Here is a 23,516-nt window from a genome sequence, read left to right as displayed (position 1 = left end):
ATGCTTAAGCATCCGTTTTTTATTTAAGGAGCAGGGTTGGGCTGTTGGGTATGGATGGCCTCAATACCTTTTAGAACTTCACTTGGTAGTTCAATCTCAAATGCCTGAATATTTTCTTTGAGTTGATCTAAATTAGTGGCACCAATAATTGTGCTTGTCACAAAGAATTGTTGCTTAATAAAAGCTAAGGCCATTTGAGTTAAGCTTAGCCCATGCTTTTCTGCTAGCTGTGCGTATTGTTCAGTCGCCCATTCGCTTTGAGGGTTGCTGTAGCGGCTAAAGCGAGGGAATAGTGTTACACGAGCATTGGCGGGACGCGCACCATTTCTAAACTTACCCGTTAAGTAACCAAAAGCCAGAGGAGAGTAGGCGAGCAATCCGACATCCTCATATTTAGCAATCTCTGACATACCTATTTCATAAGTACGGTTAAGAAGACTATAAGGGTTTTGAACACTTACAAATTTACTGACACCTAGCTTTTCGGCTAAATGTAAAAATTTCATGGTGCCCCAGGGGGTTTCATTTGATAAACCAATATAGCGAATGCGCCCGCGATTAATCTCTTCTTGTAGAGCGAGTAATGTTTCTTCTAGAGGTGTTATGTCGTAATCATTTTCAGCTTGCTGATTGCCATAAGCGAGCGTACCAAAAAAGTTGGTATGACGTTCAGGCCAATGCAGTTGATAAAGGTCGATATAGTCCGTTTGGAGGCGTTTAAGTGATCCATCTAGAGCTTTGGCAATATGGTCACTGTTAAAGCGTGTATTGCCTTCTCGGATGTGTGTTCCTCCAAAGCCCGGACCTGCAATTTTAGATGCGAGAAAGATTTTGTCACGTTGTCCATGCTGGGCAAACCAATTACCAATAATCGTTTCAGTTGCACCATAAGTTTCAGGTTTTGGCGGAACGGAATACATCTCTGCCGTATCCCAAAAATATAAACCATGGGCCAAGGCGTAATTGAGTTGTTCAAAAGCTTCTTGTTGGGAGTTTTGCTCACCAAATGTCATGGTGCCTAAACAAATTTCTGGAAGTTTAAGGCCTGTGCGACTAAGTGGGTTAAATTGCATACAGCGGAATCCTTGGAAATTTTGAGTTAGCCTAACGGAGAATATGTATTCAACTTAAATCATAAAATTAGAATAGTTTGTAAGTTTTGTGTATTAACTCATTGTTGCATATAAAAAAAGCAAACCGAAGTTTGCTTTTTATTAAAAATTTAATGAATATTATTCTTCATCATCGTAGTCATCATCAGAAACAGTGTTTTCTTCTAATGATGCATCAAAAATAAGAATGGCTTTACCATCAGTTTGGATCATACCTTGATCTTCTAAGGTTTTGAGTACACGACCAACCATCTCACGTGAACATCCAACAATACGGCCAATTTCTTGACGAGTAATACGAATTTGACGACCATTCGGCAAAATCATTGCTTCTGGTTGAGAAGATAGATCGATTAAGCAACGTGCAATACGACCAGACACATCAATGAACGCAAGATCTGTCATTTTACGAGTCGTATTTTTTAGACGGCGAACTAATTGTGCAAAAACAGCATAGCTTAAGTCTGGGTATTGTTTGCTAAGTTCGTGGAAGTTGTCATAAGAGATCTCTGCAATTTCACAGACATCACGAGTTCGAACTTCGGCTGTACGTTGAGGGTTCGGTTCGAAAAGCCCCATTTCCCCAAAGAAATCGCCCGGATTTAAATACGCAACAACAATTTCACGTTCGTCATCTTCACGCAAAATAATTGAAACTGAGCCTTTTAAAATTAAATATAAAGATTTTGACTCTGTTCCGGCATCAACAATTGTGGTTCGTTTTGGATATCTGTTGATGTGAGCACGTTTTAACAATGCTTTAACGGATTCAGGTAGTTGCCCCGGAGATAAAGCATCTGTGCTGAGTTGTGAAAAATTTGAAGTCATGCTTAATATGTTCCGAATAGGGTAAACAATTCACACAAGCTCGAGATGAGCTATTACACAGAAGAGATGAAATTCCTTATCAACTCATTTTATGTTAGTGTACAAAACAAGGGTCTGTTGACATTTCACAGATGGTTGCAACATAAGACAATTCTTTTAGACGTACCAAATAAGAACTATGAAATTTAGCCATTCTAAATAAATAGATCTTAACAATGGAACGTACAAAATAACTTGGTCTTGCGCTATGCCTGCGCTGCTTTAATTGCAACTCAGATTATGGCTGAAATTTCACAAACTTTATTACAAAACTGGACAAAGGATTGCCATTGTCTGGGTTTTGCGTCTTATTTGGATTAATTTTTAGCTATAACGCAATCCATAGCTGAAATGTCAACAGACCCTGCTTAAATTTATAATTTTTTTTGGGTAGTTGCAATGCAAACAAGTGTACATTGGCTAGAGAATGTTGCTTTTGAAGCGAAATCGGATAGTGGGCATAGTGTCATCATGGACGGCTCACCTGAGTATGGTGGTGAAAACCGTGGTCCACGTCCTATGGAATTGATATTAATGGGACTTGGTGGGTGTGCTTCGTTTGATATTGTGACCATTTTAAAGAAATCTCGCCAAGATGTGACGAATGTTGTATGTAATTTAAAAGCTGAGCGCGCTGACGCAATTCCGGCTGTGTTTACTAAAATCCACTTACATTTTGTGGTAACTGGTAAAGCTGTGAAAGAAAAGCAGGTTGCAAAAGCAGTTGAATTGTCTGCCGAGAAATATTGTTCAGCAAGTAAAATGCTTTCCGATGGTGGTGTTGAAATTACACATGACTTCGAAATTATTGAAGCGGAATAAGGCCTTTTTTTGATAACTAGAAATTAAAAAAAGCTGACATGAGAGTTGGCTTTTTTTATTGTCAAAAATAACTAAAAAATAAAAGGAAGAATGAAAGTGAATATTCGTTCTGCTAAATCAAAAGATACTCAAGCTATATGTGATCTACTTAAACAGATGGGATACCCACAGCCTTTTGCTCTTATTCAAGAAAAATTTGAGATACTCCATAATGACGCTAACTCACAAATTTTGATTGCTGAAGAGAGGGGTAAAATTTATGGTTTTTTATCTCTCTACTTTATTCCGCAAATTGCCTTACAAGGTGACTTTGCCAAAATATGCTATCTGTGTGTTGATGAGAATATGCGTAGCAAAGGTGTAGGGCATTTACTCGTAAAGGAGGCTGAGCAACAAGCCAGACGCCGAGGGTGTGATCGAATGGAACTGCATTCAGGAATGCAAAGACCTTTGGCACATCAATTTTACCTAAGAGAAGGCTATGTCGAAGCGCCAAAGTATTTTCGTAAAGCTTTAAATTAACGAGCTGTATTTAGAAAAAGCTGAGGATCTACCCGAGCATTATTAAGGCTCATGCCCCAATGCAGATGAGGGCCTGTCACGCGTCCTGTTTTGCCTACTAAACCTAGTGTTTCTCCTTGGCGGATATGTTGGCCGTTCTCTACTTTAATTGCGCTTAAATGGCAGAACATGCTGACTAAGCCTTGGCCATGATCAATCAACACGGTTTGTCCATTAAAAAAATAAGATCCAGTTTGGATAACCACACCATCTGCGGGAGCAACAACTTTTTGCCCTACTGGCGCAGGAATATCTAGACCTGAGTGAGGCGCGCGTTCCTCGCCGTTAAAGAAGCGTTTTCTTCCAAAAGAGTTGCTAAATTTCCCTGAAGTCGGGCGTATAAATGTAGGTAGGGTTTGCCATGAGCTCTGTGTAAATGAGGTATACACATCATTTTGTTCTTTTGCTTCTTGAGCGTAGCGGTCTAATTGACTTTGGTTAGGGTTCACATAATCTTGGTTCGTGACTTTAATCCGTTGTTCTGCGTAAGGATAAGACTTAACTTCTATTTGAATCGGGGCTTTATTTGTGTCGAGTTGAATACTGCCGATTGGAGTAGATAATGGAATGCCAAGCACGGCATAACGTTGCTGACCTTCTTGGCTAATTAAAACAGGCTTTTGTTGAAAAGTGACCTGAGTAATATCAGTAGTTAGAGGAACAACTGCAATTCCACCAGGTCGTCTAGAGTCTTGGGGGAGCTGAGCGATTGCCAGTGCCGAAGTAAAAAGACAAGTTGTTGTTAATATAATATGTTTAAAGTGCATTTTTCATTTCAAAACGAGTAGGAAACTAGCAAGATAAACTAAAGCTTAATTACTAAATTCTCAATGAAGACTTTGTGAAAAGCGTAGTAAGAATAAGCATGAATCTAAATATTCAAGCATTTTAATAAAATGTAGCTGAACTGTACTTGAAATATATACAAAACAATCCCATATTATAATGGAGTTTTACTCACTGTTATTTTTATAACATTATGAAAAATATATAAAAATTTATTTGAAATTCGAAGAAGTGTTCCCATCTATTAGACAAGTACAAATTTGTTGTGAGGAATAACAAGAATGCGTTTTGAGAAATTTACAAACCGCTTGCAGCAAGCCCTCTCAGATGCTCAATCTTTAGCGATGGGTAAAGACCATACCGCTATCGCAGGTATTCATATTTTGTCTACCTTGTTAGAAGAGCCATCAAATATTAGTTTGTTGCAACAAGCAGGTGCACGGTTACCTGAACTTAAACAAAAGCTTGAGCAAGCTATAAAAGATGCGCCGACAATTGCCAATCCAACGGGTGATGTCAACTTAAACCCAGAAGCTGTGAAAGCACTTAATCTGGCAGACAGATATGCGCAAAAGGCAGGTGATGAATTTTTATCAACTGACTGGGTTTTATTAGGTTTGGCAGAGACCGGCGAAACTAAAAGTATTTTAAGTGCGGTAGGTGTAACTCCCGACAGCTTACGCAAAGTAATTGAACATATTCGAGGTAATGACAAAGTCATGAGTAATAATCACGAAGACCAACGTGACTCACTTAATAAATATACGATTGATTTAACAGAGCGTGCTTTATCTGGAAAACTTGATCCTGTCATTGGGCGTGACGATGAAATTCGCCGTACCATTCAGGTGTTATCGCGTCGTACCAAAAACAACCCTGTTCTTATTGGTGAGCCGGGCGTAGGTAAAACCGCTATTGTTGAAGGTTTGGCACAGCGTATTGTGAATGGTGAAGTGCCAGAGGGATTAAAAAATAAACGTGTTTTATCCCTCGACTTAGGTTCATTACTGGCTGGGGCTAAATATCGTGGTGAGTTTGAAGAACGTTTAAAAGCTGTTTTAAAAGACTTGGCAAAACACGAAGGCGAAATCATCCTGTTTATTGATGAGTTACATACACTCGTAGGTGCAGGTAAAGGTGATGGCGCGATGGATGCAGGTAATATGTTAAAACCTGCGTTGGCTCGTGGTGAATTGCGCTGTGTGGGTGCGACCACCTTAGATGAATATCGTCAATATATTGAAAAAGATGCAGCTTTAGAGCGTCGTTTCCAAAAAGTGCTAGTTGATGAGCCAAGTGTTGAAGATACGATTGCAATTTTACGTGGACTCAAAGAAAAATATGCCACTCACCATGGTGTGCAAATTTTAGACTCTGCGATTATTGCTGCGGCGAAAATGTCTCATCGTTACATCACTGATCGTCAATTACCAGACAAGGCAATTGATTTGATTGATGAGGCAGCTTCTCGTATAAAAATGGAGATTGACTCTAAACCTGAAGCACTCGATAAGCTCGATCGTCGTTTAATCCAGTTGAAAATGCAATTGGAAGCTGTGAAAAAAGATGAAGATGTCGGCAGTAAAGCTGAAGTCACTCATCTTGAAAAACAGATTGCTGAAGTCGAGAAAGAATACAACGATCTTGAAGAAATCTGGAAGTCTGAAAAAACTTTGGTAGAAGGTACTAAACAGGCTCAGGTGGAACTTGATAAAGCACGTATTGCTTTTGAGAAAGCTCAGCGTGAAGGCGATTTGGCTGAAGCAGCACGTTTACAGTATGGTGTAATTCCAGAGTTACAAAAACAACTGGAGCAAGATGAAGTTGCAGAAGAGAACGAAGAGCCAAAACTCATTCGTACTAAAGTGACTGAAAATGAAATTGCCGAAGTTGTTAGTGCTGCGACAGGTATCCCGGTTGCTAAAATGATGCAAGGCGAGCGTGAAAAACTTCTTAATATGGAAGAGTTTTTACATGACCGTGTTGTAGGGCAAGATGAAGCAGTTGTTGCAGTGTCTAATGCAGTACGCCGTTCACGTGCCGGTTTGTCTGACCCGAATCGTCCAAGTGGATCATTCTTGTTCTTGGGTCCAACAGGTGTTGGTAAAACAGAGTTGACTAAAGCTTTAGCTAACTTCTTGTTTGACAGTGATGATGCCATGATTCGTATCGACATGAGTGAATTCATGGAGAAACATTCTGTTAGCCGTTTGGTTGGTGCACCTCCAGGATATGTCGGTTATGAAGAAGGTGGTGTTTTAACTGAAGCTGTTCGCCGTAAGCCATATAGTGTGGTGTTGTTTGATGAGGTTGAAAAAGCACATCCAGATGTATTCAATATCTTGCTCCAGGTATTGGACGATGGCCGCTTAACCGATTCACAAGGTCGAGTAGTAGACTTTAAAAATACGGTAATTGTGATGACTTCGAACTTAGGTTCACAAGATGTACGTGAGCTAGGTGAGGGAGCAACAGACGATGAAGTGCGTACCATTGTAATGAATGCGGTAAGTCAGCATTTCCGTCCGGAATTTATTAACCGGATTGATGAGCTTGTGATTTTCCATTCACTCAAAAAAGCACAAATTCGTGGTATTGCCGATATTCAGTTGGATCGATTACGTTCGCGTCTTGTTGATCGTGACATGAGTCTAACTGTAGATGATACCGCTTTTGATTTATTGATTGATGCTGGTTTCGATCCTGTCTATGGCGCGCGTCCATTAAAACGTGCTATTCAACAACAGATTGAAAACACATTAGCACAAAAAATCTTGTCGGGTGATTTTGTTGCAGGTGATACTATTCTAGTTAAAGGCGAAAATGGGCATTTAGTCTTCGATAAAATGAAACTCAGCTAAGCTTTGTCTGCTAAAACCGAAAAGAGAATATGGAAACATATTCTCTTTTTTTATGGTGAATCAGTTTTTATGGTTGATGTGAGTAAAGCAATTATGGCATCTGAAACTTTCTGAGTTAATGTCTTTAACTTTTGTTCTGAGTGACCAGATAAAAAATAACGATAATGATAAATATGTTGTTGGTAAGAAATGCAAATAAAAAAGGTGCCCACAGGTTTTTCTGGGGTTTCACTTCCGCCAGATTTTAATAGCCCAGTACAACTGACAATAATATCAGCTTGTTGAAATAAGCTTTGACCCAGCCTACACATTTCCTCTGTGACTTGAGGTGACTCTGCTGTGTAAGTCTCTATTAACTTTGGATCGATATTTAAAATACTAATTTTAATGCTTGGGTCGTAGCTAACTAAGCCACCCAGTAAAATATCTGCACCACTATTTTTATGAATAGAAAACTGACTTGTTAAATAACCCGAACTCGCACTTTCAATAAAAGCAATTTTGAGCTGGCGATCTTCTAATAGTTGGCAGCACTGCTGAAGCATTATTTCACCTCGAATGGTGTTTATTTATAAATAGAATCGATTTACAGATAAATTATAAAATTACAGTAAGTGATTTAGCAGTGTCGTACAAGTCTGAGATAAAAATCTATAAAACAACTTGAATATTCACTAAATGCTTGTGTAATAGTTCAGGTTTTAAAATGATCAATGTTAATTGTCGGGAAGTCTATTTATAACATTGCGACATGTTTAAAAAATTGTTAATTTTGTTCGATATAACGAACAATAACAATTTAGGATAAATGCAATGAACAATAAACAAGGACCTGCGCTGTGTATTTTAGGTTGTATTATACTGATACCAATTAACGTATGGGGTGCGCAGCCTCTAAGTGAAGGGGCCTTAGCAACACAAACAGGGGCAGTAAATGCAGCTTTACCTGTGATTATTGCGAAAGCTCAAGACGATGCTAAGAAACCAATGATAGAACAACAACAAGCACGTCAGGTGTTAGGTGATAATTATTTACAGCAAGTTCGATGGGATGCACTTAGAACAAGTGTACTTTCACCTTATCAAGAACAAAAACAAAACCATGTTATCGATAGTAAAGAAAAGAAGAAACTGGAAATGATGGCATTACCCGAAAGAGCAGACCGATTTACCAAATATGATTTTGAATCAAAAAATGTTCATGGTGAGGTTATTATTACCGTGAAGTAATAATAACCTCTAATCTTATTAATATTGATCTAGACCAGGATGCTGGATTTTCCATGCACGGTGGATTTTCTGATTACGTTTAAAATCAGGGCCAATGGTTTCAGAAGTGATTTCTTCAACCTGAAAAATAGCTTCGATCTCTTCATCCATTTCAAAACCACGATAGTTGTTTGAGAAATAGAGCGTTCCTTCACTGTTTAAACGATTCATTGCACGTTTAATGAGTGAAACATGGTCACGTTGGACGTCGAAAGTACCATAGAACTTTTTAGAGTTTGAGAATGTCGGTGGATCGATAAAAATAAGGTCATATTGTTCGTGACCTTCTTTTAACCACTCAAAACAGTCGCTCGCAAAGAACATGTGCTGTTCATCTGCGTGATCTACAGTCAGGCCATTTAAAACGAAGTTTTCTTTTGACCAGCTTAAGTAGGTATTAGATAAGTCTACACTTGTCGTGCTTGCAGCACCGCCTAAAGCAGCATGTAAGCTTGCTGTAGAGGTGTAGCTATATAAGTTCAAGAAGTGCTTACCACGAGCTTCTTGAGCAATACGTAAACGCATTTGACGGTGGTCGAGGAATAAACCTGTATCTAGGTAATCTGTCAGGTTAACTAAAATTTTAGCTTTACCTTCCTGAACGATAAAACGTTTTGAAGCTGTGCTTTGTTTTGTATATTGATTTGTACCAGTTTGGCGCGCACGTGTCTTAATGAAGATAGCATCGCGGTTTAAACCAGTAACAGCACGAATTGCAGCGAGTGCTAAATTAAAACGTTTTTTTGCTTTTTCAGGATCGATTGTTTTTGGTGGTGCATATTCCTGCACATGTAAGCGATCGCCATATAAATCTACAGCGACATTAAAGTCAGGTAAGTCTGCATCATACAAACGTAAGCAATAAACATTTTCTTTCGTTGCCCATTTTTTCAATGCAGCCATATTTTTTTGCAAACGATTAGCAAAATCTTGAGCTTCTTCCATTTCAATAGGTTGAGCTTGCCAAGTTGCTAAGAATGGCTGAGTTACTTTTTCTGGCTTAATTGAACCAAAACGAATGTAAATTGGTAACTTACCATTCATTAAACGTAAGGTTTCAGGTGCTTCAAACGCTAAAACATCGGCTTTTTCAATTTGCGCTGCAATAATTGCTGCATATTGATTTGGGAAATGTTTTTGTAGAAGTGCAGATAGACCTAAGTAAAGAGAGCGGTTAGATGCTTTATCACCTAAACGTTCACCATATGGAGGGTTAGTCACAATAAATGCAGTTTTGCCTTCAGCTGAAAAATCAGGCCAGTCCGCTAAAGTACGTTCTTCAATCTGAATTTGACCTAATACTTTTTCAAAACCTGCCGCAATAATATTTTCACGAGTAGCTTTTACAGCTTCCCAGTCTGCATCGTAGGCATAAAACTTAGGTAAAGGTAATTCAAGCGCCTTTTCGTGACGTTCTGCTGCTTCAGCTTTAAGTGAAAGCCAAAGTTCACGGTCATGACCATGCCAACCATTAAAACCAAAACGGCGTACAAGTCCTGGTGCACGGTCAGTTAAAATCATTAATGCTTCAATAATAAATGTACCTGAACCACACATCGGGTCGAGCACAATCTCTGGGTTGCGCTGTTGAAGCTGAGCTTTTTGTAAGATTGCCGCAGCAAGGTTTTCTTTGATTGGTGCATCCGTCATATAACGACGGTAACCACGTTTATGTAATGAATCACCTGATAAATCTAGGCAATATGTATGCTCAGTTTTACCTGCTAAAACATACAACGTAATTTCTGGTTGTTTAGTATCAATGCTCGGACGACGACCTACAGCTTCCATAAAGGAATCTACAACACCATCTTTTGCTCTAAGTGTTGCAAATTGAGTGTTAACCTTAATTTCACGTTCAGCATGTAAGCGAATAGCGAAGGTACTTTGTGGTGCAAAAATAAGTGACCAATCAAAGCTAATCGCACCTTCATAAAGCTCTTCTGCTACATCACGTGCATCGTGTGTATGTTCAAGTTCATAAGTATGAATAGGCAATAAAACACGAGAAGCAAGGCGCGACCACATACAGATGCGGTAAGCATGTTCAAGCGTCCCTTCAATGATTAAACGTCCTGCTTTACGTTCTGTCACTTTGGTGCCAAGCTGTTCTATTTCTTCTTGTAAGAGGGCTTCTAAACCATCAGCACAAGTAATCCAATAGTGGTTTAAACGTAAAGAGGTATTCATAAACTCGATTGACCAAAACATATAAATATTAACGATGCAAAGTTTAACTTATTTTGATGTGTAAAGGTTTTTAAATTATTGCAACCTATCATAATCCAACCAATAAACTGATTTTTAAAGATTAAAACAATTAAAGTGGTATGTATTTTGCTAACTCAATCCTATCAAGGGTTATTTAATTAACAAACATAGCCAGTTTTTAACCACTTTATTATTTTAAATTGATGGGGTAATTATAAATGAAAGACATGATGGGGAATGGTTTTATTGCTAATGCAGATGCTTTCTCAGTATCTACACAAATATATGTACGCATGCGTAGGGTGACGGGGCGGGTAATAGATGCAATGTACGTTGTCCAAAATAAAGATTATGCAAAATATGTCATTGCGCTGGCACTAGAATCAGAGGATGACGAATTAAAACGATGTGTTGAACGATTGAAATCGTTGGTTGATACAATACCTGAGCCTTCTCAAAAAGAAAAAATTGCTGTTGTTAAAGTCGATGAAGAGTCGGAAATTACCGCCGAGGATATTTATCGGGCACAAGTTCCGCACCATTACATTGGTGCATTAAGGTAATTGCCAATAAGGTTCTAAATTTTCTGGTCAATTTAGGGCCTTATTCTGTAAAGTTCTTCTGCGAAAAGAGCGGAATTCAGCTACACTATGCACGTTTTCGCGATTCGACCCATAGGAATCCATTATGCATATTGCAGCGTTGCATCAACCGAGCCAGGTTCAGCTCAATCAAGACGGAAATTTAAAACATTTTTTAACGATTGAGGGACTTTCAAAAGAAAACCTCACCAAGATTTTAGATACCGCACAAAGCTTTTTAGACGATAATAATAATTTAATTAACCGTCCGCTCTTAGAGGGATTGACGGTTATGAATCTCTTCTTTGAAAACTCCACACGTACCCGTACTACTTTTGAAGCAGCAGCAAAACGTTTGTCTGCCAATGTACTGAACATTGATATTGCACGTTCAAGTACTTCAAAAGGTGAAACTCTGCGCGATACGCTCTGGAACCTTGAAGCAATGGCAGCGGATATCTTTGTTGTTCGCCATTCATCTTCGGGTGCTGCACATTTCATTGCTAAAGATGTATGTCCAAAGGTCGCGATTATTAATGCAGGGGATGGACGTCATGCTCATCCGACGCAAGCGATGCTTGATATGCTGACTATTCGCCGTGAAACTAAAAAACCATTTGAAGATTTAAGCGTTGCTATTATCGGGGATATTAAACACTCTCGTGTAGCACGTTCGGATGTAGCTGCATTACAAACTCTAGGTTGTAAAGACATTCGTGTGATTGCACCGAATACATTATTGCCAGTGGGCTTTTCGGAATATGGCGAGCACGTTCGTTTGTTTAACAAGATGGATGAAGGTATTACCGATTGTGATGTGATTATTGCCTTACGTATTCAAAACGAACGTATTGACTCTCCAGCGTTATCTTCACAGTCTGAATTTTACAGAATGTATGGTTTAAACAAAGAACGTCTTGGTTTAGCTAAACCAGATTGCATTGTGATGCATCCGGGACCAATGAACCGTGGTGTAGAAATTGATTCAAGTGTTGCTGATGGAGATCAGTCGGTTATTTTAAAACAAGTAACCAATGGTATTGCAGTTCGTATGGCCGTATTGGCGTTATCGATGCAAGGCCAACTCCAAGAGCAAGGTTTAATTGAAGCGATTACGTTGTAAGGAATGGATCACATGAGTATTGTAAAAATTGAAAATGTACGTGTGTTAGACCCAATCCAAAAAACAGACAGCGTACAAACTGTATATATTGAAAATGGCAAGTTGGTTGCTCCAGTAGAGCAAGTGGAGCAAACCATTGACGGCCAAGGCAAATGGTTAATGCCAACCATGGTTGATTTATGCGCGCGTTTGCGTGAGCCGGGTCAACAGCAACATGGGACATTGAAATCGGAAGGTAAGGCAGCACGTGGCAATGGTATTTTGCATGTTATTACACCACCTGATTCAAAGCCGATTGTACAAGACAACGGTGCTCTCATTCATGGCTTGATTGAAAAGGCATGGCATGATGGGGGCATTCATATGCATATCATTGGTGCTCAGACCCAAGGTTTAAATGGTAAGCAACCAGCAAACATGGCGGGCCTGAAAAAAGGTGGTTGTACTGCTGTTTCTAATGCGAATGCTGCTTTTGAAAATGACGATGTAGTTATTCGTACCTTGGAATATGCAGCGGGTCTTGGTCTAACGGTTGTGTTTTATGCTGAAGAGCCACAGATTGCTAAAGACGGATGTGCACACGAAGGCTTTATTGCTTCTCGCCAAGGTTTGCCAATGATTCCGGCAATTGCTGAAACTGTGGCGATTGCGAAATATTTGCTTATGATTGAAGCAACTGGCGTAAAAGCCCACTTTGGTTTGTTATCTTGTGGTGCATCGGTTGAATTAATCCGCGCAGCAAAAGCAAAAGGTTTACCTGTGACTGCCGATGTAGCAATGCATCAGTTGCATTTAACTGAACACTTAACTGATGGTTTCAATTCGCTAGCACATGTTCGTCCACCATTGCGTTCTGAGCAAGATAAAGAACTTTTACGTCAAGGTTTAAAAGAGGGCGTGATTGATGCAATTTGTACGCATCACGAACCTTTAAGCAGCTCCGCAAAAATGGCACCATTTGCTGAAACTCAACCGGGCATTACTGCTTTTGATACTTATGTATCTTTAGGCATTCAACTCATTAATGAAGGCTTATTTGAACCTTTAGAGTGGGTGGAGAAAGTGACTAGCGTACCTGCGCAGGTTGCCAATATGACTACGCGTTGGAAAGATGAAGCAGGATGGGTGTTAGTCGATCCTGAATTAAGCTGGACAGTAAGCAAAGACACGATTTTATCGCAAGGGAAAAATACTCCATTGTTGGGCCAAAACCTTAGCGGTAAAGTACTTCAAACTTTTGCTAACTGATAAAGTGGTTATTTAAAGTAAATTTAAAATATAAACAGGTAGATCAATAAGATCTGCCTGTTTTGTAAAGACTAGATGCAAATTTGTATATAAATTATTTAAAAAACAATAAAAGATTGAACGCAGATTAGAATAAAAAACTATCAGCAAAGAGAAGTATTTGAATAATCAAAAGTTGCTGGTTACGACGTATAAAATTCGGGAGAATAACCAATGTCGATAAACCCTATAGAACTGCTTAAAGAAAAAGTATCATCAACTATATTAAATAATCAGGACGGATACCTAGGCGAAAAATCGAATGCTTTATCTAAGTTTTATCCAATTTTACTTTCATTGTTAGCTGCTAAACCTGATCTTATTGGACAATTAAAAAATAGTTTGACTCCTTCATTATCAGACCTCTTTTCTCATAATGACCAAATCAAGAATACGGTACTTACTCATTTAAGCGGTACGGCACCAAATAATGAAATCGAAAGTACACTCAATAGTGCAATTAAACCCAGCCTTAATGCAATTTCGGATGTTGCCGGAAATGATCAACAAAGTATTGTGAATTATTTACGTCAGCATGCCGAAACAATTCGTTCACATTTACCGGGATGGGCTGTTGGCCTATTAGCGCCACTAGGGCTTGGTGCAGGCTTGTCTTCTGTTACACCGTCAACAGCACCACCACTTGCCGCTGCGACTGAAAATACAGGCAAATCTCGTGGATTCTTGCCTATTATTGCACTCATTATTCTGGGTCTTATCATTGCTTGGTTATGGCGTTCTTGCCAACATAAGGAGGCTGTGCCAGCACCAGAACCAACGGGTGCAAGTGGTGTTGAAGCTACTACCGCAGCTGCACCTGCGAGTTTAACATTAAGCACAGATGATAAAGGTGCTGTGAGCCAGTGTCAGGCAGGTATTGGAGATCAAGGATTCTTAGCAACACTACAAACTCAAGTTAAACAGGTTTTCTCATCAACCCAAGATTGTAATGTTGATACTAGTCAAACATATGCAGCTGGATTTACAGATAAAGATGCACTTGCTGGCGTGCTTGGTGCCTTAAAAGGTGTGCCAAATGCATCTTTAGAATGGATAGGTGACAAAATTACTTTGAAAGCAGGTGATGCAGCAGCATTAGCAGCATTAACCGCAAAAGTAAAAGCTCTTGTTCCTCACACTGAAGTTGTTTCTACTGCACCAGAAACAGCTGAGCAATCTGTAAGCAATAGTTTAACTGCTTCGCAAACTGCTCTAGGCTCAATTGATCCGAATAATGTCGATGTAAATGCTTTAGTAAAAGCACTTAACTTGCAAATCATTAACTTTGCGAGTGGCTCAAGTGATATTCCAGCAGACAACAAAGCCATTCTTGATCAAGCTGCAACACTTTTAAATAAAGTCAGTGGTGTGAAATTAAATGTGGGTGGTCATACTGACTCGACAGGTAATGCAGCAGCAAATAAAGCTTTATCACAACGCCGTGCTCAAGCAGTAGTTGACTATTTAATATCTAAAGGTGTAGACGGGACTAAATTAGTTGCACAAGGCCATGGCTCTGATCAGCCTGTTGCAGAGAATACAACAGAAGAAGGACGTTTTAAAAACCGTCGTATTGAGTTTTCAGTAGCTCAATAATATTCTGATTTATGAAAAATTAGATATTTTAATTTGAAAAAAGCTTCTCATTTTGAGAAGCTTTTTTGTTGAAATAAATAGTGTTGGATCGATATGAAAATCAGTTTGGTGGGAAGTGGGCGAGTTGCCTTTCATTTGGCAAAGGCTTTATTGGGCCAAGGTCATCACATCGTACAAGTCTATGCGCGTGATTTTGAGAAAACCCAAAAGTTTGCAGTGCAATTTCAGGCAAAAGCATGTCAGTCACTTCAACAATTCCAATCAACTGATCTTATTATTTTAGCGGTTTCAGACAGTGCAATTGCAGAGCTTGTAAAACAGATTCATGAATTGTTTCCTGAAACACTTATGGTTCATACCTCTGGTAGCACAGATATTGAAGTCATTAGTCATGTGCATACAAAAGCAGGGGTATTTTATCCATTACAAACATTTAGCCTTGAGAGAGACGTTGACTGGTCTGCAACACCATTATTTGTTGAAGCGGTAACAGATACTGATCAAGAACTACTTTCAGATTTAGCAAATAGTCTAAGTAAACGAGTATATCAATACACCTCAAAACAGCGTTTAACTTTGCATTTGGCAGCTGTGTTTGCTTGTAACTTTAGTAACTATTGTTTTGATATGGCAAAGCAGGTTGTAGATAAAGAGCAGGTCGACTTTAGCTTGCTCTATCCTTTAATTATAGAAACAGCAAAAAAAGCGACTGAAAATGATCCAAAGCAAATGCAAACAGGGCCTGCAGTAAGGGGAGATCAGAATATCTTGGCAATGCATCAAGACTTATTAGCTCAAGCAAATCAAGATGACTTAAAACAGGTCTATCAACTTTTAAGTGATGGCATCGTGAAGCGCCATCACTCGGACTAAAGCTTGCTTAAAATTAAGGTTCGCCGTTATTGCCCCATTTTAAGAAACCAGCACGTTGATTTAAACGTTCAAAATATTGGTCGACATGCTTAAGCGTTGGATGGTCAAAAGGAGTGGCCTTCCAGCGTTGTACAGACAGACCAATTGGAATATCGGCCAAGCTAAATTGTGAACCAGCAACATAGGCCTGAGTTTTTTCAAGTTGTTGATCGAGAATCTGTATATGATGATTCCAGTCATCAATACCTTGTTGTAATAAGTTTGGATCTTGATGATCTGGAGAATGTCTCAAGAGAGACATAATTGTATAAGTCCAGCTGTTATTCAGTTCGATGGCTTGCCAATCAATCCACTGATCAACAAAGAATCTTTCTTTCGCTTGAGTAGGGTAAAGCTGATGTTCTTTATCGTAAGCATTTGCCAAATAACGGATAATACTGTTGGACTGCCAAAGGACTAAATCGCCATCTAAAACAACAGGAATTTGCCCATTTGGGTTTAATTGTAAATATTCAGGTGATTGAGCGGAGCGAAAGCCTCGTCCCCAATCTTCTCTTTCATATTCAAGATTTAGTTCTTCGCACAACCATAAGACTTTGCGTACATTAATGGAGTTATCGCGCCCTAAAATTTTTAACATGTGGTGTCCTTAGTATTTTTAGTGTGGCAAGTACCAGTTTCTATAAATAGCTAGATTCGCTTAGATTGGCAATTATTAATTAGAAAGAAGAAATACTATAGATCAGATATATTTAATTTCTTTTTATATAAAAAAGAAAAGGCCTAGTTTATTACTAAGCCTTTTTTATTATTTACTTAATCTTTTTAAAAATAAAGTCATTAATCTTATGACCTGACTCAATACCACGGCGTTCAAACTTAGTCACTGGGCGCCACTCTGGACGAGGGTAGCTGTTGCCTTTACCCGCCAAGTTTTCAAGATCTGGACGGTTGTCTAAAATATCAAGCATCCATTCAGCATACGGTTCCCAGTCTGTTGCTGCGTGGAATGTACCACCAAGCTCAAGTTTTTGTTCAACCAATTGCATACGCTCATGAATAACAAAACGACGTTTGAAATGACGTTTCTTTTGCCATGGGTCTGGGAAGTAAAGTTGTACGCAGTTAATGCTGTTGTCTGGCATTTCACGTAAAACCTGAATCGCGTCTGCATCAAGTACACGTAAGTTTTTAAGTTCCGCCATACCTGCTTCATAAAGACACTGAGCAATACCAGGTACGTGAACTTCAATACCCACATAGTTGCGTTCAGGGTTTGCTTTTGCCATAAGCACTAATGAACGACCCATACCAAAACCGATTTCAACAGTTAAAGGACGTTCTGGATGTTCGAAGTGCTGACGTAAGTCACCAACAGGATATTCCAAAATTAAATCGCGATGTTGTTCTAATGCCGTGCGTTGAGACGTATTAAGTGGTGCTGAACGACGCATAAACGTCACAATTTCACGGTGTTCAGGCAAATTGTCTAAGTCTGCAATTTGCGTTTCTAACTGATCGATCGACATAACCTTGGCAATATTGAAATTCAAATGCGGTATTTTAAGTCTTCATGTGGTCAAGTCAAATGTTTCGGTGTTTTTCTTCATGTAGATGTCATGTTCAATATTTAATCTAAGAATCTATATAAATTTCAAATGAACATATTTACTCATGAAAACTTTTCAATTACGCACACTTTCTGTGCTATTAGGGGCACTTGGTGCTTTTACATATAGTCCTTGGGCACAAGCACAGCTCATGTTTAGTCAATATGTTGACGGCAGTAGTAACCGCAAAGGTTTGGAAATTTATAATCCAGATGCGACTACAGTTAATTTAGCCGACTATGAAATTCAACAATTTAATAATGGCGGTACAGCAAAAACAGCGACTTTCCGTTTACAAGGATCGTTAACCAGTAAGCAGAAGTTTTTAGTAGGTCGTTCTGAGTTGCAGGCTGAACTTGGCAGTAAAGTAAATCAGATCGCTGCATTATCTTTTAATGGAGATGATGCGGTTGTACTTGTGTATAAAGGTACGCCTGTAGACCGTTTTGGGCGTATTGGTGAGCGACCAGAAACAGGATGGGGAACAGCCGTTTCGAGCTTAGGAAATAGTTTTAAGCGTATTGAAACTGAGAACTCAGCTTTAAGTATTGATGCAACTGCAGCATTTGATTTGGACCGTTCATGGTCAGCTTGGACAAACCGAAATGACTTTTCAAATTTATCTGGCTCAATAACACAGCCACCTGTTGAAACGGTGAGTTGTTCAAGCTCCGATACACCAATTGCTGATTTATCAACCGCAGCACAAAACCAGAGCTATACTGTACGTGGGGTAATTACTGCCGACTACCGCTATGCCAATGGTTTCTCTGGTTTTTATGTGCAGACACCAGATACGAAAGCGCGTGCAAATGTCAGCAATGCTATTTTTGTTTATATTCCAAATAGTAGTACGGTAAAAGGCGGACAAGTTGGCGATGAGGTTATTTTGCGTGGTCGTTTAACAACTTATCAAAACCAATTGCAATTAGATCAATTACAACAAGATATTCAAACTTGTAATAGCAATATGGCAAATCAGGTGCAGCCGATTAGCCTTGAACTTCCATTTGCTAGCTTAACAGGTGGTTCAACTCATTCTCCGCAGCGTTATCAAGGTATGTTGGTTAAATTACCTCAGACTTTAACGGTAAGCGAGAACTACAATTATGGCCGTTATGGTGAATTATCTCTAAGCTTAGGTCGCTTATATATTCCGACTAATTTATATCCAGCGTTATCTCCTGAAGCTAAAGCTCTTGCTCAGAAGAATTTATTGTCGAAAATTATTTTTGATGACGGCTATAACAATCAAAACCGTACTCCGTGGTTACCGACAAATTTTAGTGCTGCTAATACGCTACGTTCAGGTTATCAACTTAAAAATGCTGAAGGTATTTTAGAATATCGTTTTAATGGTTGGCGTGTGCAACCAGTGCTTGGACGCAATCAACCTGAAGTAATTACTCAAACAAACCCGCGTCAAAGTGTCATTACCAAAAATGCTAATCACATTCGCGTAGCTTCATTTAACGTTTTGAACTATGACAATGGCGCAACGGGTTTCCCAACGGAGCGCGGTGCAACGACACAAGCTGAGTTTGATAAACAGCATCGTAAAATTGTGAGTGCATTAAAAGCGATTGATGCTGATGTGTATGGTTTAATGGAAATTGCGAACAATGGTTATGGTCCGAACAGTGCAATTGCTCATTTAACCAGTGCTTTAGGTTGTGATTGGAAATACGTTGTTCCTGAAAACTTAGACCGTTTAGGTGGTGATGCGATTGCGGTTGCTATTATTTATAACAGCAAGCGTGTTAAGCCTTTGAATAAACCCGTTGTGCTTGATTTGGGTGACAAGAACCGAACAACATTGGCGCAAAGTTTCCAAGCCGTTCGTGGTAATAAAACCTTTACCGTTATTCCAAATCACTTAAAATCGAAAAGCTGTAGTGGGGTGGATGCTAGCTCTATTGATGCAGACCAAAAAGATGGTCAAGGCTGTTGGAACCCGACTCGTGTGAAAGCAGTTGATCAAATTGTGCAGTGGTTAGCAAAAAATCCAACTCAAGTGCCTAAGCAAAATGCTTTACTTGTAGGGGATATGAATAGCTACGCAAAAGAAGAACCTATTTTGTCATTTGAAAAAGCGAACTACAAAGTTTTGTTGAACGACGCTAAGGTAGGACAGGGTGCAGAGGTATATAGCTATGTGTTTGGTGTTGCGAGTGATGCCAATGGAAATGGTGGAGCGGGTAATTTAGACCATGCAATTGCTGATGCAGCTCTATATCCAAAAGTAGTCAGAACCTTTGCATGGCATATCAATGCAGATGAGCCAACCGTTTTAGATTACAACGAAGAATATAAAACTGATGAGCAAAAGGCATTGTTCTATGCTGAAGATGCTTATCGTTCTTCGGATCATGATCCAGTAATTGTTGATCTGGATTTAAATGGTAAAGATTCAAGCCAGCCTGATGATGATAAGAAAAACGGTATTTTTGATTTCTTAACTGAATTAATGAATTGGATTAGCCAGCTTTTTAAACGTAATTAATGGAAAAATTGCGTGACGTAAATGTGTTTTATCATATTTTAAACAATCGTCACGCAAGACAACTTGCAAGGAATAAATTTTTCAAGAATATTAGATGGTGTAAGTATTTTATAAGTTTACGCTTTTTTACAATTAAAGAATTGTGCAAACCTTGCAGGTTTTCTAGAAGCAATTTAAAACGTTAATATGAGATAACAAGGATCAGATATGAAATTATATTATTCGCCAGGCGCATGTTCTTTAGCTGCACATATTATTTTAAATGAAATTAATGTTGATTTTGACTTGGAACGAGTAAATTTAAAAACACATAAAACAGAAAAAGGTGCAGATTATTACGAGATTAATCCAAAAGGATATGTACCAGCTTTAGAAATTAACCCTGGTTTAATGTTAACTGAGAACGTGGCGATTTTACCTTTCCTTGCCCAGCACGATCCTAAGCAGGATTTAATTCCGCCATCGGGTATGGGCCGTGCGAAAGTATTGGAATGGTTGGGTTATTTGAACTCTGAATTGCATGATGCTTATGCAGTTTTCTTTGGGGCACCGTTAACGAGCGATGAAAAAACCAAAGCTTATGCAGAAATCGACCGTCTTTTAAAATATATCGATAACTATTTGTCTGAATCTGATTACGATTATTTGGTAAATGATAATTTTGGTCCAGCAGATGCTTATCTATTTGTTTTAACAAATTGGTCAAACTCAATTGAGCATGACTTAACACCTTATAAGCACATTATTGCATTACGCAATAAAGTTGCAGAGCGTCAATCTGTACAAATTGCGATGCGTGACGAAGGCTTAATTTCATAAAAGATTTTAAGAGCCAAAAAAAAGCCCCTAATCAATAGGGGCTTTTTTATACTAAAAACGATTAGTGTTGAGCGTCTTTTTTCACTTCAGCAGCGGTATTCTCAACAGCTTGAGCTGTATCAGCAGTCGCTTTACGTGCAGTCGCTTCTGTTTCAGCTGCAGCTTTAGCAGTCGCGTCAGCAGCGTGATCGGTTGCAGCATCGATCTTCTCAGCAGCATTATCAGTTGCAGTTGCAATATCGTCAGCAGCTTTATCACCAGCAGATTTGATATCAGCACTTGCTTGTTGAGCAGCATTTTCTAAGTGTTCACCTGTAGTCGCACCAGTTTCTGGAGCTTTATCTTTATTACAACCAACAAGGGCAACAGTCGCAGCAAGACCTAAAGCAACAAGTAATTTATTCATTGTGTTTTTCCTTCTAATTCATGGCATCCAAATATGGATGTCTAAAATATAAACATAAAGTAAATGATTAATAAAGATCGAAAATTGTTAAAAAGTTGTAACTCTAGTATTAAAAAAGCCTAGCATTTTGTAATGCTAGGCTTGAAATAAATAATAATGATTTTGACCGATTTTACTGCCCAGAACGGATGATGTAATCAAACGCAGAGAGTGATGCTTTAGCACCTTCACCTGTAGCAATAATGATTTGCTTGTAAGGTACAGTCGTACAGTCACCCGCAGCAAATACACCTTGCACATTGGTTTCGTTGCGGTCATTCACAATGATCTCGCCACGGTTGGTTAATTCAACTTCACTGTCTTTCAAGAAGTCAGTGTTTGGCAGTAAACCAATCTGTACAAAGATCCCTGCAAGCTCGACCACATGCTCTTCATCCGTCGCACGGTCTTTATATTTAAGACCAGTCACTTGTGATCCGTCACCTAACACTTCTGTACTTAAGGCATTCATAATCACCGTTGTGTTTGGCAAGCTATGCAATTTGTTTTGCAAGACTTGGTCTGCACGAAGTTTGGTATCGAATTCAACCAGAGTTACATGCTCAACAATCCCCGCAAGATCAATTGCAGCTTCTACGCCTGAGTTACCACCACCAATCACAGCAACACGTTTACCTTTGAACAGTGGACCATCACAGTGTGGGCAGTACGCGACACCACGGGTACGGTATTCTTGCTCACCCGGTACATTCATCTCTCTCCAACGTGCACCTGTAGAAAGGATTACAGTTTTTGATTCAAGTTTTGCACCGTTTTCAAGTTCAACTGCAACCAGACCGTTTTCAGTTTGGTTTGCACCTGTGATTTTGCTGACACGTTGCAGGTTCATGATATCGACATCGTATTCACGAACATGTGCTTCCATCTCGGCAGCAAACTTAGGACCTTGGGTCTTTTGCACAGACGTGAAGTTTTCAATGTCCATGGTGTCCATGACCTGACCACCAAAGCGTTCAGCCACGATACCTGTGTTAATACCTTTACGTGCAGCATAGATTGCAGCTGTTGCACCTGCAGGGCCACCACCAATCACCAATACATCAAACGCATCTTTGGCATTCAGTACTGCTGCATCTTTTTCAGCTGAGTTGGTATCAAGTTTTGCCACAATCTCTTCAAGGGTCATACGACCTTGACCAATGTGCTCGTTGTCTTGGAACACCATTGGTACAGCCATGATTTTGCGTTGTTCCACTTCGTCTTGGAAGAATGAACCATCAATCATGGTTGCCGTGGTGTTCGGGTTATAAATGGCAATCAGGTTAAGCGCCTGTACCACATCCGGACAGTTATGACAGCTTAAGGATACAAACACATCAAAGTTTGCTTTGAGGTTTAAGCCTTTAATCTGATTTAAAACTTCATCCGACACTTTAGGTGCATAGCCAGACACTTGTAACAGTGCCAAGATCAAAGATGTAAACTCATGGCCCATTGGCAAGCCTGCAAAGAACACACGAGGTTGTTCACCTGCTTTAGCCACACCAAAGCTTGGACGACGTGTATTGTTGCCATCAAAACGGGCAGTCACCTTGTCAGAAAGCTCAGCGATTTCACTCACCAACTCTTTAATTTGAGCTGCTTTATCTGATTCATCTAAAGCAGCAACTAATTCGATTGGACTTTCTAGACGTTCTAAGTAAGCTTTTAATTGAGTTTTAATGTTTTGATCTAACATCTGTTTTTACTCCAATGCATCCAAATTCTTTCAATAGATGCATAGTACGTGAAAACACAAAATAGGTAAAACAGTATGTTTTTATAGATTTAATCGGTTTTTTGAATTGCTGGAGCTATTAATAAATAAGATCAATAATTTATATCTAAAATACGCTTTTTTATCTTTTGTTGTGTTTTAAAGTGAAAGTATTTAAAAATTTATATATGTTATATGGCTGTAAAGATTTTATGTCATAACATTAAAAGGTACTTTCATGTCATTGCAACGCGGCATTTATCAGCATTATAAAGGTAATCTCTATCAAGTTTTTTCTGTGGCAAAACACAGCGAGACTGAAGAAGAGTTAGTCGTTTATCAGTGTCTTTATGGTGACTATTCAACTTGGGTACGTCCGCTAAATATGTTTACTGAAACGGTTCAAATGGCTGATGGAAGTATCGTGCCGCGTTTCAAGTTAATTCAAAGCACTTAACTCAAACGACTTTTAT

The 23,516-nt window shown here is 39.1% G+C and carries 22 protein-coding genes; 13 read left to right on the top strand and 9 right to left on the bottom strand.

Going from position 1 to position 23,516, the window contains the following annotated elements:
• Nucleotides 1-23 precede the first annotated feature (23 nt).
• The gene (locus J655_RS17075; protein ID WP_032006580.1) at nt 24-1,073 is read right to left on the bottom strand and encodes an NADP(H)-dependent aldo-keto reductase; all 1,050 of its coding nucleotides are present in this window, start codon (nt 1,071-1,073) and stop codon (nt 24-26) included.
• Between the two features lie 159 nt (nt 1,074-1,232).
• Nucleotides 1,233-1,940 (bottom strand): cAMP-activated global transcriptional regulator CRP, encoded by a 708-nt coding sequence (gene crp, locus J655_RS17070; protein WP_005070320.1) that lies wholly within the window; start codon nt 1,938-1,940, stop codon nt 1,233-1,235.
• 240 nt (nt 1,941-2,180) lie between these two features.
• Between crp and J655_RS24670 the strand changes: the two genes are divergently transcribed.
• From J655_RS24670 to J655_RS17060, 3 genes are all read left to right on the top strand, one after another.
• Nucleotides 2,181-2,300 carry a hypothetical protein gene (locus J655_RS24670; protein WP_002121587.1) on the top strand — a complete coding sequence of 40 codons (120 nt, stop codon included), beginning with the start codon at nt 2,181-2,183 and terminating at the stop codon, nt 2,298-2,300.
• 78 nt (nt 2,301-2,378) lie between these two features.
• Nucleotides 2,379-2,801: an OsmC family protein gene (locus J655_RS17065; protein ID WP_002121528.1), complete on the top strand. Its 423-nt coding sequence runs from the start codon at nt 2,379-2,381 to the stop codon at nt 2,799-2,801.
• Between the two features lie 96 nt (nt 2,802-2,897).
• Entirely contained in the window at nt 2,898-3,323 is a 426-nt protein-coding gene (locus tag J655_RS17060; protein WP_005802684.1) for a GNAT family N-acetyltransferase, read from the top strand.
• Here J655_RS17060 and J655_RS17055 read toward each other — a convergent pair.
• Complete coding sequence (locus J655_RS17055; RefSeq protein WP_002121535.1) at nt 3,320-4,129, bottom strand: M23 family metallopeptidase; 810 nt, start codon at nt 4,127-4,129, stop codon at nt 3,320-3,322. The two genes, J655_RS17060 and J655_RS17055, sit on opposite strands and share 4 nt — an antisense overlap.
• Before the next feature lie 300 nt (nt 4,130-4,429).
• Here J655_RS17055 and clpB point away from each other — a divergent pair, with 300 nt between their 5' ends.
• On the top strand, nt 4,430-7,009 hold the full coding sequence (clpB, locus tag J655_RS17050) for an ATP-dependent chaperone ClpB (RefSeq protein WP_002121602.1): 2,580 nt from the start codon (nt 4,430-4,432) through the stop codon (nt 7,007-7,009).
• Nucleotides 7,010-7,059: 50 nt separating this feature from the next.
• Here the strand turns inward: clpB and J655_RS17045 are convergent, their stop codons facing one another.
• Nucleotides 7,060-7,554: a CinA family protein gene (locus J655_RS17045; protein ID WP_002121541.1), complete on the bottom strand. Its 495-nt coding sequence runs from the start codon at nt 7,552-7,554 to the stop codon at nt 7,060-7,062.
• Between the two features lie 268 nt (nt 7,555-7,822).
• Here J655_RS17045 and J655_RS17040 point away from each other — a divergent pair, with 268 nt between their 5' ends.
• Nucleotides 7,823-8,239, top strand: a complete 417-nt coding sequence (locus tag J655_RS17040) for a hypothetical protein (RefSeq protein ID WP_002121561.1) — start codon at nt 7,823-7,825, stop codon at nt 8,237-8,239.
• Between the two features lie 18 nt (nt 8,240-8,257).
• On the opposite strand, the gene rlmKL is transcribed toward J655_RS17040, so the two are convergent.
• Entirely contained in the window at nt 8,258-10,468 is a 2,211-nt protein-coding gene (gene rlmKL, locus J655_RS17035) for a bifunctional 23S rRNA (guanine(2069)-N(7))-methyltransferase RlmK/23S rRNA (guanine(2445)-N(2))-methyltransferase RlmL (RefSeq protein ID WP_031969144.1), read from the bottom strand.
• Between the two features lie 239 nt (nt 10,469-10,707).
• Here rlmKL and J655_RS17030 point away from each other — a divergent pair, with 239 nt between their 5' ends.
• From J655_RS17030 to J655_RS17010, 5 genes are all read left to right on the top strand, one after another.
• Nucleotides 10,708-11,052 (top strand): hypothetical protein, encoded by a 345-nt coding sequence (locus J655_RS17030; RefSeq protein WP_002121583.1) that lies wholly within the window; start codon nt 10,708-10,710, stop codon nt 11,050-11,052.
• 124 nt (nt 11,053-11,176) lie between these two features.
• Nucleotides 11,177-12,193, top strand: coding sequence for an aspartate carbamoyltransferase catalytic subunit (locus tag J655_RS17025; RefSeq protein ID WP_002121555.1), 1,017 nt, complete (start codon nt 11,177-11,179; stop codon nt 12,191-12,193).
• Between the two features lie 12 nt (nt 12,194-12,205).
• The gene (locus J655_RS17020) at nt 12,206-13,441 is read left to right on the top strand and encodes a dihydroorotase (protein WP_005070303.1); all 1,236 of its coding nucleotides are present in this window, start codon (nt 12,206-12,208) and stop codon (nt 13,439-13,441) included.
• A gap of 213 nt (nt 13,442-13,654) precedes the next feature.
• A complete protein-coding gene (locus tag J655_RS17015; protein WP_002121601.1) occupies nt 13,655-15,076 on the top strand; it encodes an OmpA family protein in 1,422 nt (473 codons plus the stop codon).
• 93 nt (nt 15,077-15,169) lie between these two features.
• Nucleotides 15,170-15,949, top strand: coding sequence for a Rossmann-like and DUF2520 domain-containing protein (locus J655_RS17010; protein WP_002121590.1), 780 nt, complete (start codon nt 15,170-15,172; stop codon nt 15,947-15,949).
• Between the two features lie 13 nt (nt 15,950-15,962).
• Here J655_RS17010 and J655_RS17005 read toward each other — a convergent pair whose 3' ends face one another.
• Together J655_RS17005 and trmB are read right to left on the bottom strand one after the other, a co-directional pair.
• A complete protein-coding gene (locus J655_RS17005) occupies nt 15,963-16,589 on the bottom strand; it encodes a glutathione S-transferase family protein (protein ID WP_002121564.1) in 627 nt (208 codons plus the stop codon).
• 172 nt (nt 16,590-16,761) lie between these two features.
• A complete protein-coding gene (trmB, locus tag J655_RS17000) occupies nt 16,762-17,478 on the bottom strand; it encodes a tRNA (guanosine(46)-N7)-methyltransferase TrmB (protein ID WP_002121537.1) in 717 nt (238 codons plus the stop codon).
• Between the two features lie 145 nt (nt 17,479-17,623).
• On the opposite strand from trmB, the gene J655_RS16995 reads away from it, so the two are divergent.
• Both J655_RS16995 and J655_RS16990 read left to right on the top strand, forming a co-directional pair.
• A complete protein-coding gene (locus J655_RS16995) occupies nt 17,624-20,062 on the top strand; it encodes an ExeM/NucH family extracellular endonuclease (RefSeq protein WP_032052690.1) in 2,439 nt (812 codons plus the stop codon).
• Between the two features lie 207 nt (nt 20,063-20,269).
• A complete protein-coding gene (locus J655_RS16990; RefSeq protein ID WP_002121577.1) occupies nt 20,270-20,881 on the top strand; it encodes a glutathione binding-like protein in 612 nt (203 codons plus the stop codon).
• Nucleotides 20,882-20,942: 61 nt separating this feature from the next.
• Here the strand turns inward: J655_RS16990 and J655_RS16985 are convergent, their stop codons facing one another.
• Both J655_RS16985 and ahpF read right to left on the bottom strand, forming a co-directional pair.
• A complete protein-coding gene (locus J655_RS16985) occupies nt 20,943-21,287 on the bottom strand; it encodes a hypothetical protein (RefSeq protein WP_002121546.1) in 345 nt (114 codons plus the stop codon).
• 172 nt (nt 21,288-21,459) lie between these two features.
• The gene (gene ahpF, locus J655_RS16980; RefSeq protein ID WP_032006576.1) at nt 21,460-23,025 is read right to left on the bottom strand and encodes an alkyl hydroperoxide reductase subunit F; all 1,566 of its coding nucleotides are present in this window, start codon (nt 23,023-23,025) and stop codon (nt 21,460-21,462) included.
• Nucleotides 23,026-23,281: 256 nt separating this feature from the next.
• On the opposite strand from ahpF, the gene J655_RS16975 reads away from it, so the two are divergent.
• Nucleotides 23,282-23,500 (top strand): DUF1653 domain-containing protein, encoded by a 219-nt coding sequence (locus J655_RS16975; protein ID WP_032006575.1) that lies wholly within the window; start codon nt 23,282-23,284, stop codon nt 23,498-23,500.
• The last annotated feature ends 16 nt before the right edge of the window (nt 23,501-23,516 follow it).

Origin of the sequence: Acinetobacter sp. 1294243 (assembly GCF_000588015.1) — a bacterium.
In the GTDB taxonomy this organism is placed as follows: domain Bacteria; phylum Pseudomonadota; class Gammaproteobacteria; order Pseudomonadales; family Moraxellaceae; genus Acinetobacter; species Acinetobacter pittii.
The sequence above is the reverse complement of the archived record's forward strand: the minus strand, read 5'-3'. Positions and strand labels throughout refer to the sequence as shown.

Excerpts from the sequence above, each read along its gene's own strand:
- J655_RS17030 (WP_002121583.1), top strand. The coding sequence starts at position 10,708 with ATGAAAGACATGATGGGGAATGGTTTTATTGCTAATGCAGATGCTTTC.
- J655_RS16995 (WP_032052690.1), top strand. The coding sequence starts at position 17,624 with ATGAAAACTTTTCAATTACGCACACTTTCTGTGCTATTAGGGGCACTT.
- J655_RS17020 (WP_005070303.1), top strand. The coding sequence starts at position 12,206 with ATGAGTATTGTAAAAATTGAAAATGTACGTGTGTTAGACCCAATCCAA.
- J655_RS16975 (WP_032006575.1), top strand. The coding sequence starts at position 23,282 with ATGTCATTGCAACGCGGCATTTATCAGCATTATAAAGGTAATCTCTAT.
- J655_RS17055 (WP_002121535.1), bottom strand. The coding sequence starts at position 4,129 with ATGCACTTTAAACATATTATATTAACAACAACTTGTCTTTTTACTTCG.
- ahpF (WP_032006576.1), bottom strand. The coding sequence starts at position 23,025 with ATGTTAGATCAAAACATTAAAACTCAATTAAAAGCTTACTTAGAACGT.
- J655_RS17045 (WP_002121541.1), bottom strand. The coding sequence starts at position 7,554 with ATGCTTCAGCAGTGCTGCCAACTATTAGAAGATCGCCAGCTCAAAATT.
- J655_RS16990 (WP_002121577.1), top strand. The coding sequence starts at position 20,270 with ATGAAATTATATTATTCGCCAGGCGCATGTTCTTTAGCTGCACATATT.
- J655_RS16985 (WP_002121546.1), bottom strand. The coding sequence starts at position 21,287 with ATGAATAAATTACTTGTTGCTTTAGGTCTTGCTGCGACTGTTGCCCTT.
- rlmKL (WP_031969144.1), bottom strand. The coding sequence starts at position 10,468 with ATGAATACCTCTTTACGTTTAAACCACTATTGGATTACTTGTGCTGAT.
- J655_RS17065 (WP_002121528.1), top strand. The coding sequence starts at position 2,379 with ATGCAAACAAGTGTACATTGGCTAGAGAATGTTGCTTTTGAAGCGAAA.
- J655_RS17010 (WP_002121590.1), top strand. The coding sequence starts at position 15,170 with ATGAAAATCAGTTTGGTGGGAAGTGGGCGAGTTGCCTTTCATTTGGCA.
- J655_RS17005 (WP_002121564.1), bottom strand. The coding sequence starts at position 16,589 with ATGTTAAAAATTTTAGGGCGCGATAACTCCATTAATGTACGCAAAGTC.
- J655_RS17015 (WP_002121601.1), top strand. The coding sequence starts at position 13,655 with ATGTCGATAAACCCTATAGAACTGCTTAAAGAAAAAGTATCATCAACT.
- J655_RS17025 (WP_002121555.1), top strand. The coding sequence starts at position 11,177 with ATGCATATTGCAGCGTTGCATCAACCGAGCCAGGTTCAGCTCAATCAA.
- J655_RS17040 (WP_002121561.1), top strand. The coding sequence starts at position 7,823 with ATGAACAATAAACAAGGACCTGCGCTGTGTATTTTAGGTTGTATTATA.
- crp (WP_005070320.1), bottom strand. The coding sequence starts at position 1,940 with ATGACTTCAAATTTTTCACAACTCAGCACAGATGCTTTATCTCCGGGG.
- clpB (WP_002121602.1), top strand. The coding sequence starts at position 4,430 with ATGCGTTTTGAGAAATTTACAAACCGCTTGCAGCAAGCCCTCTCAGAT.
- J655_RS17075 (WP_032006580.1), bottom strand. The coding sequence starts at position 1,073 with ATGCAATTTAACCCACTTAGTCGCACAGGCCTTAAACTTCCAGAAATT.
- trmB (WP_002121537.1), bottom strand. The coding sequence starts at position 17,478 with ATGTCGATCGATCAGTTAGAAACGCAAATTGCAGACTTAGACAATTTG.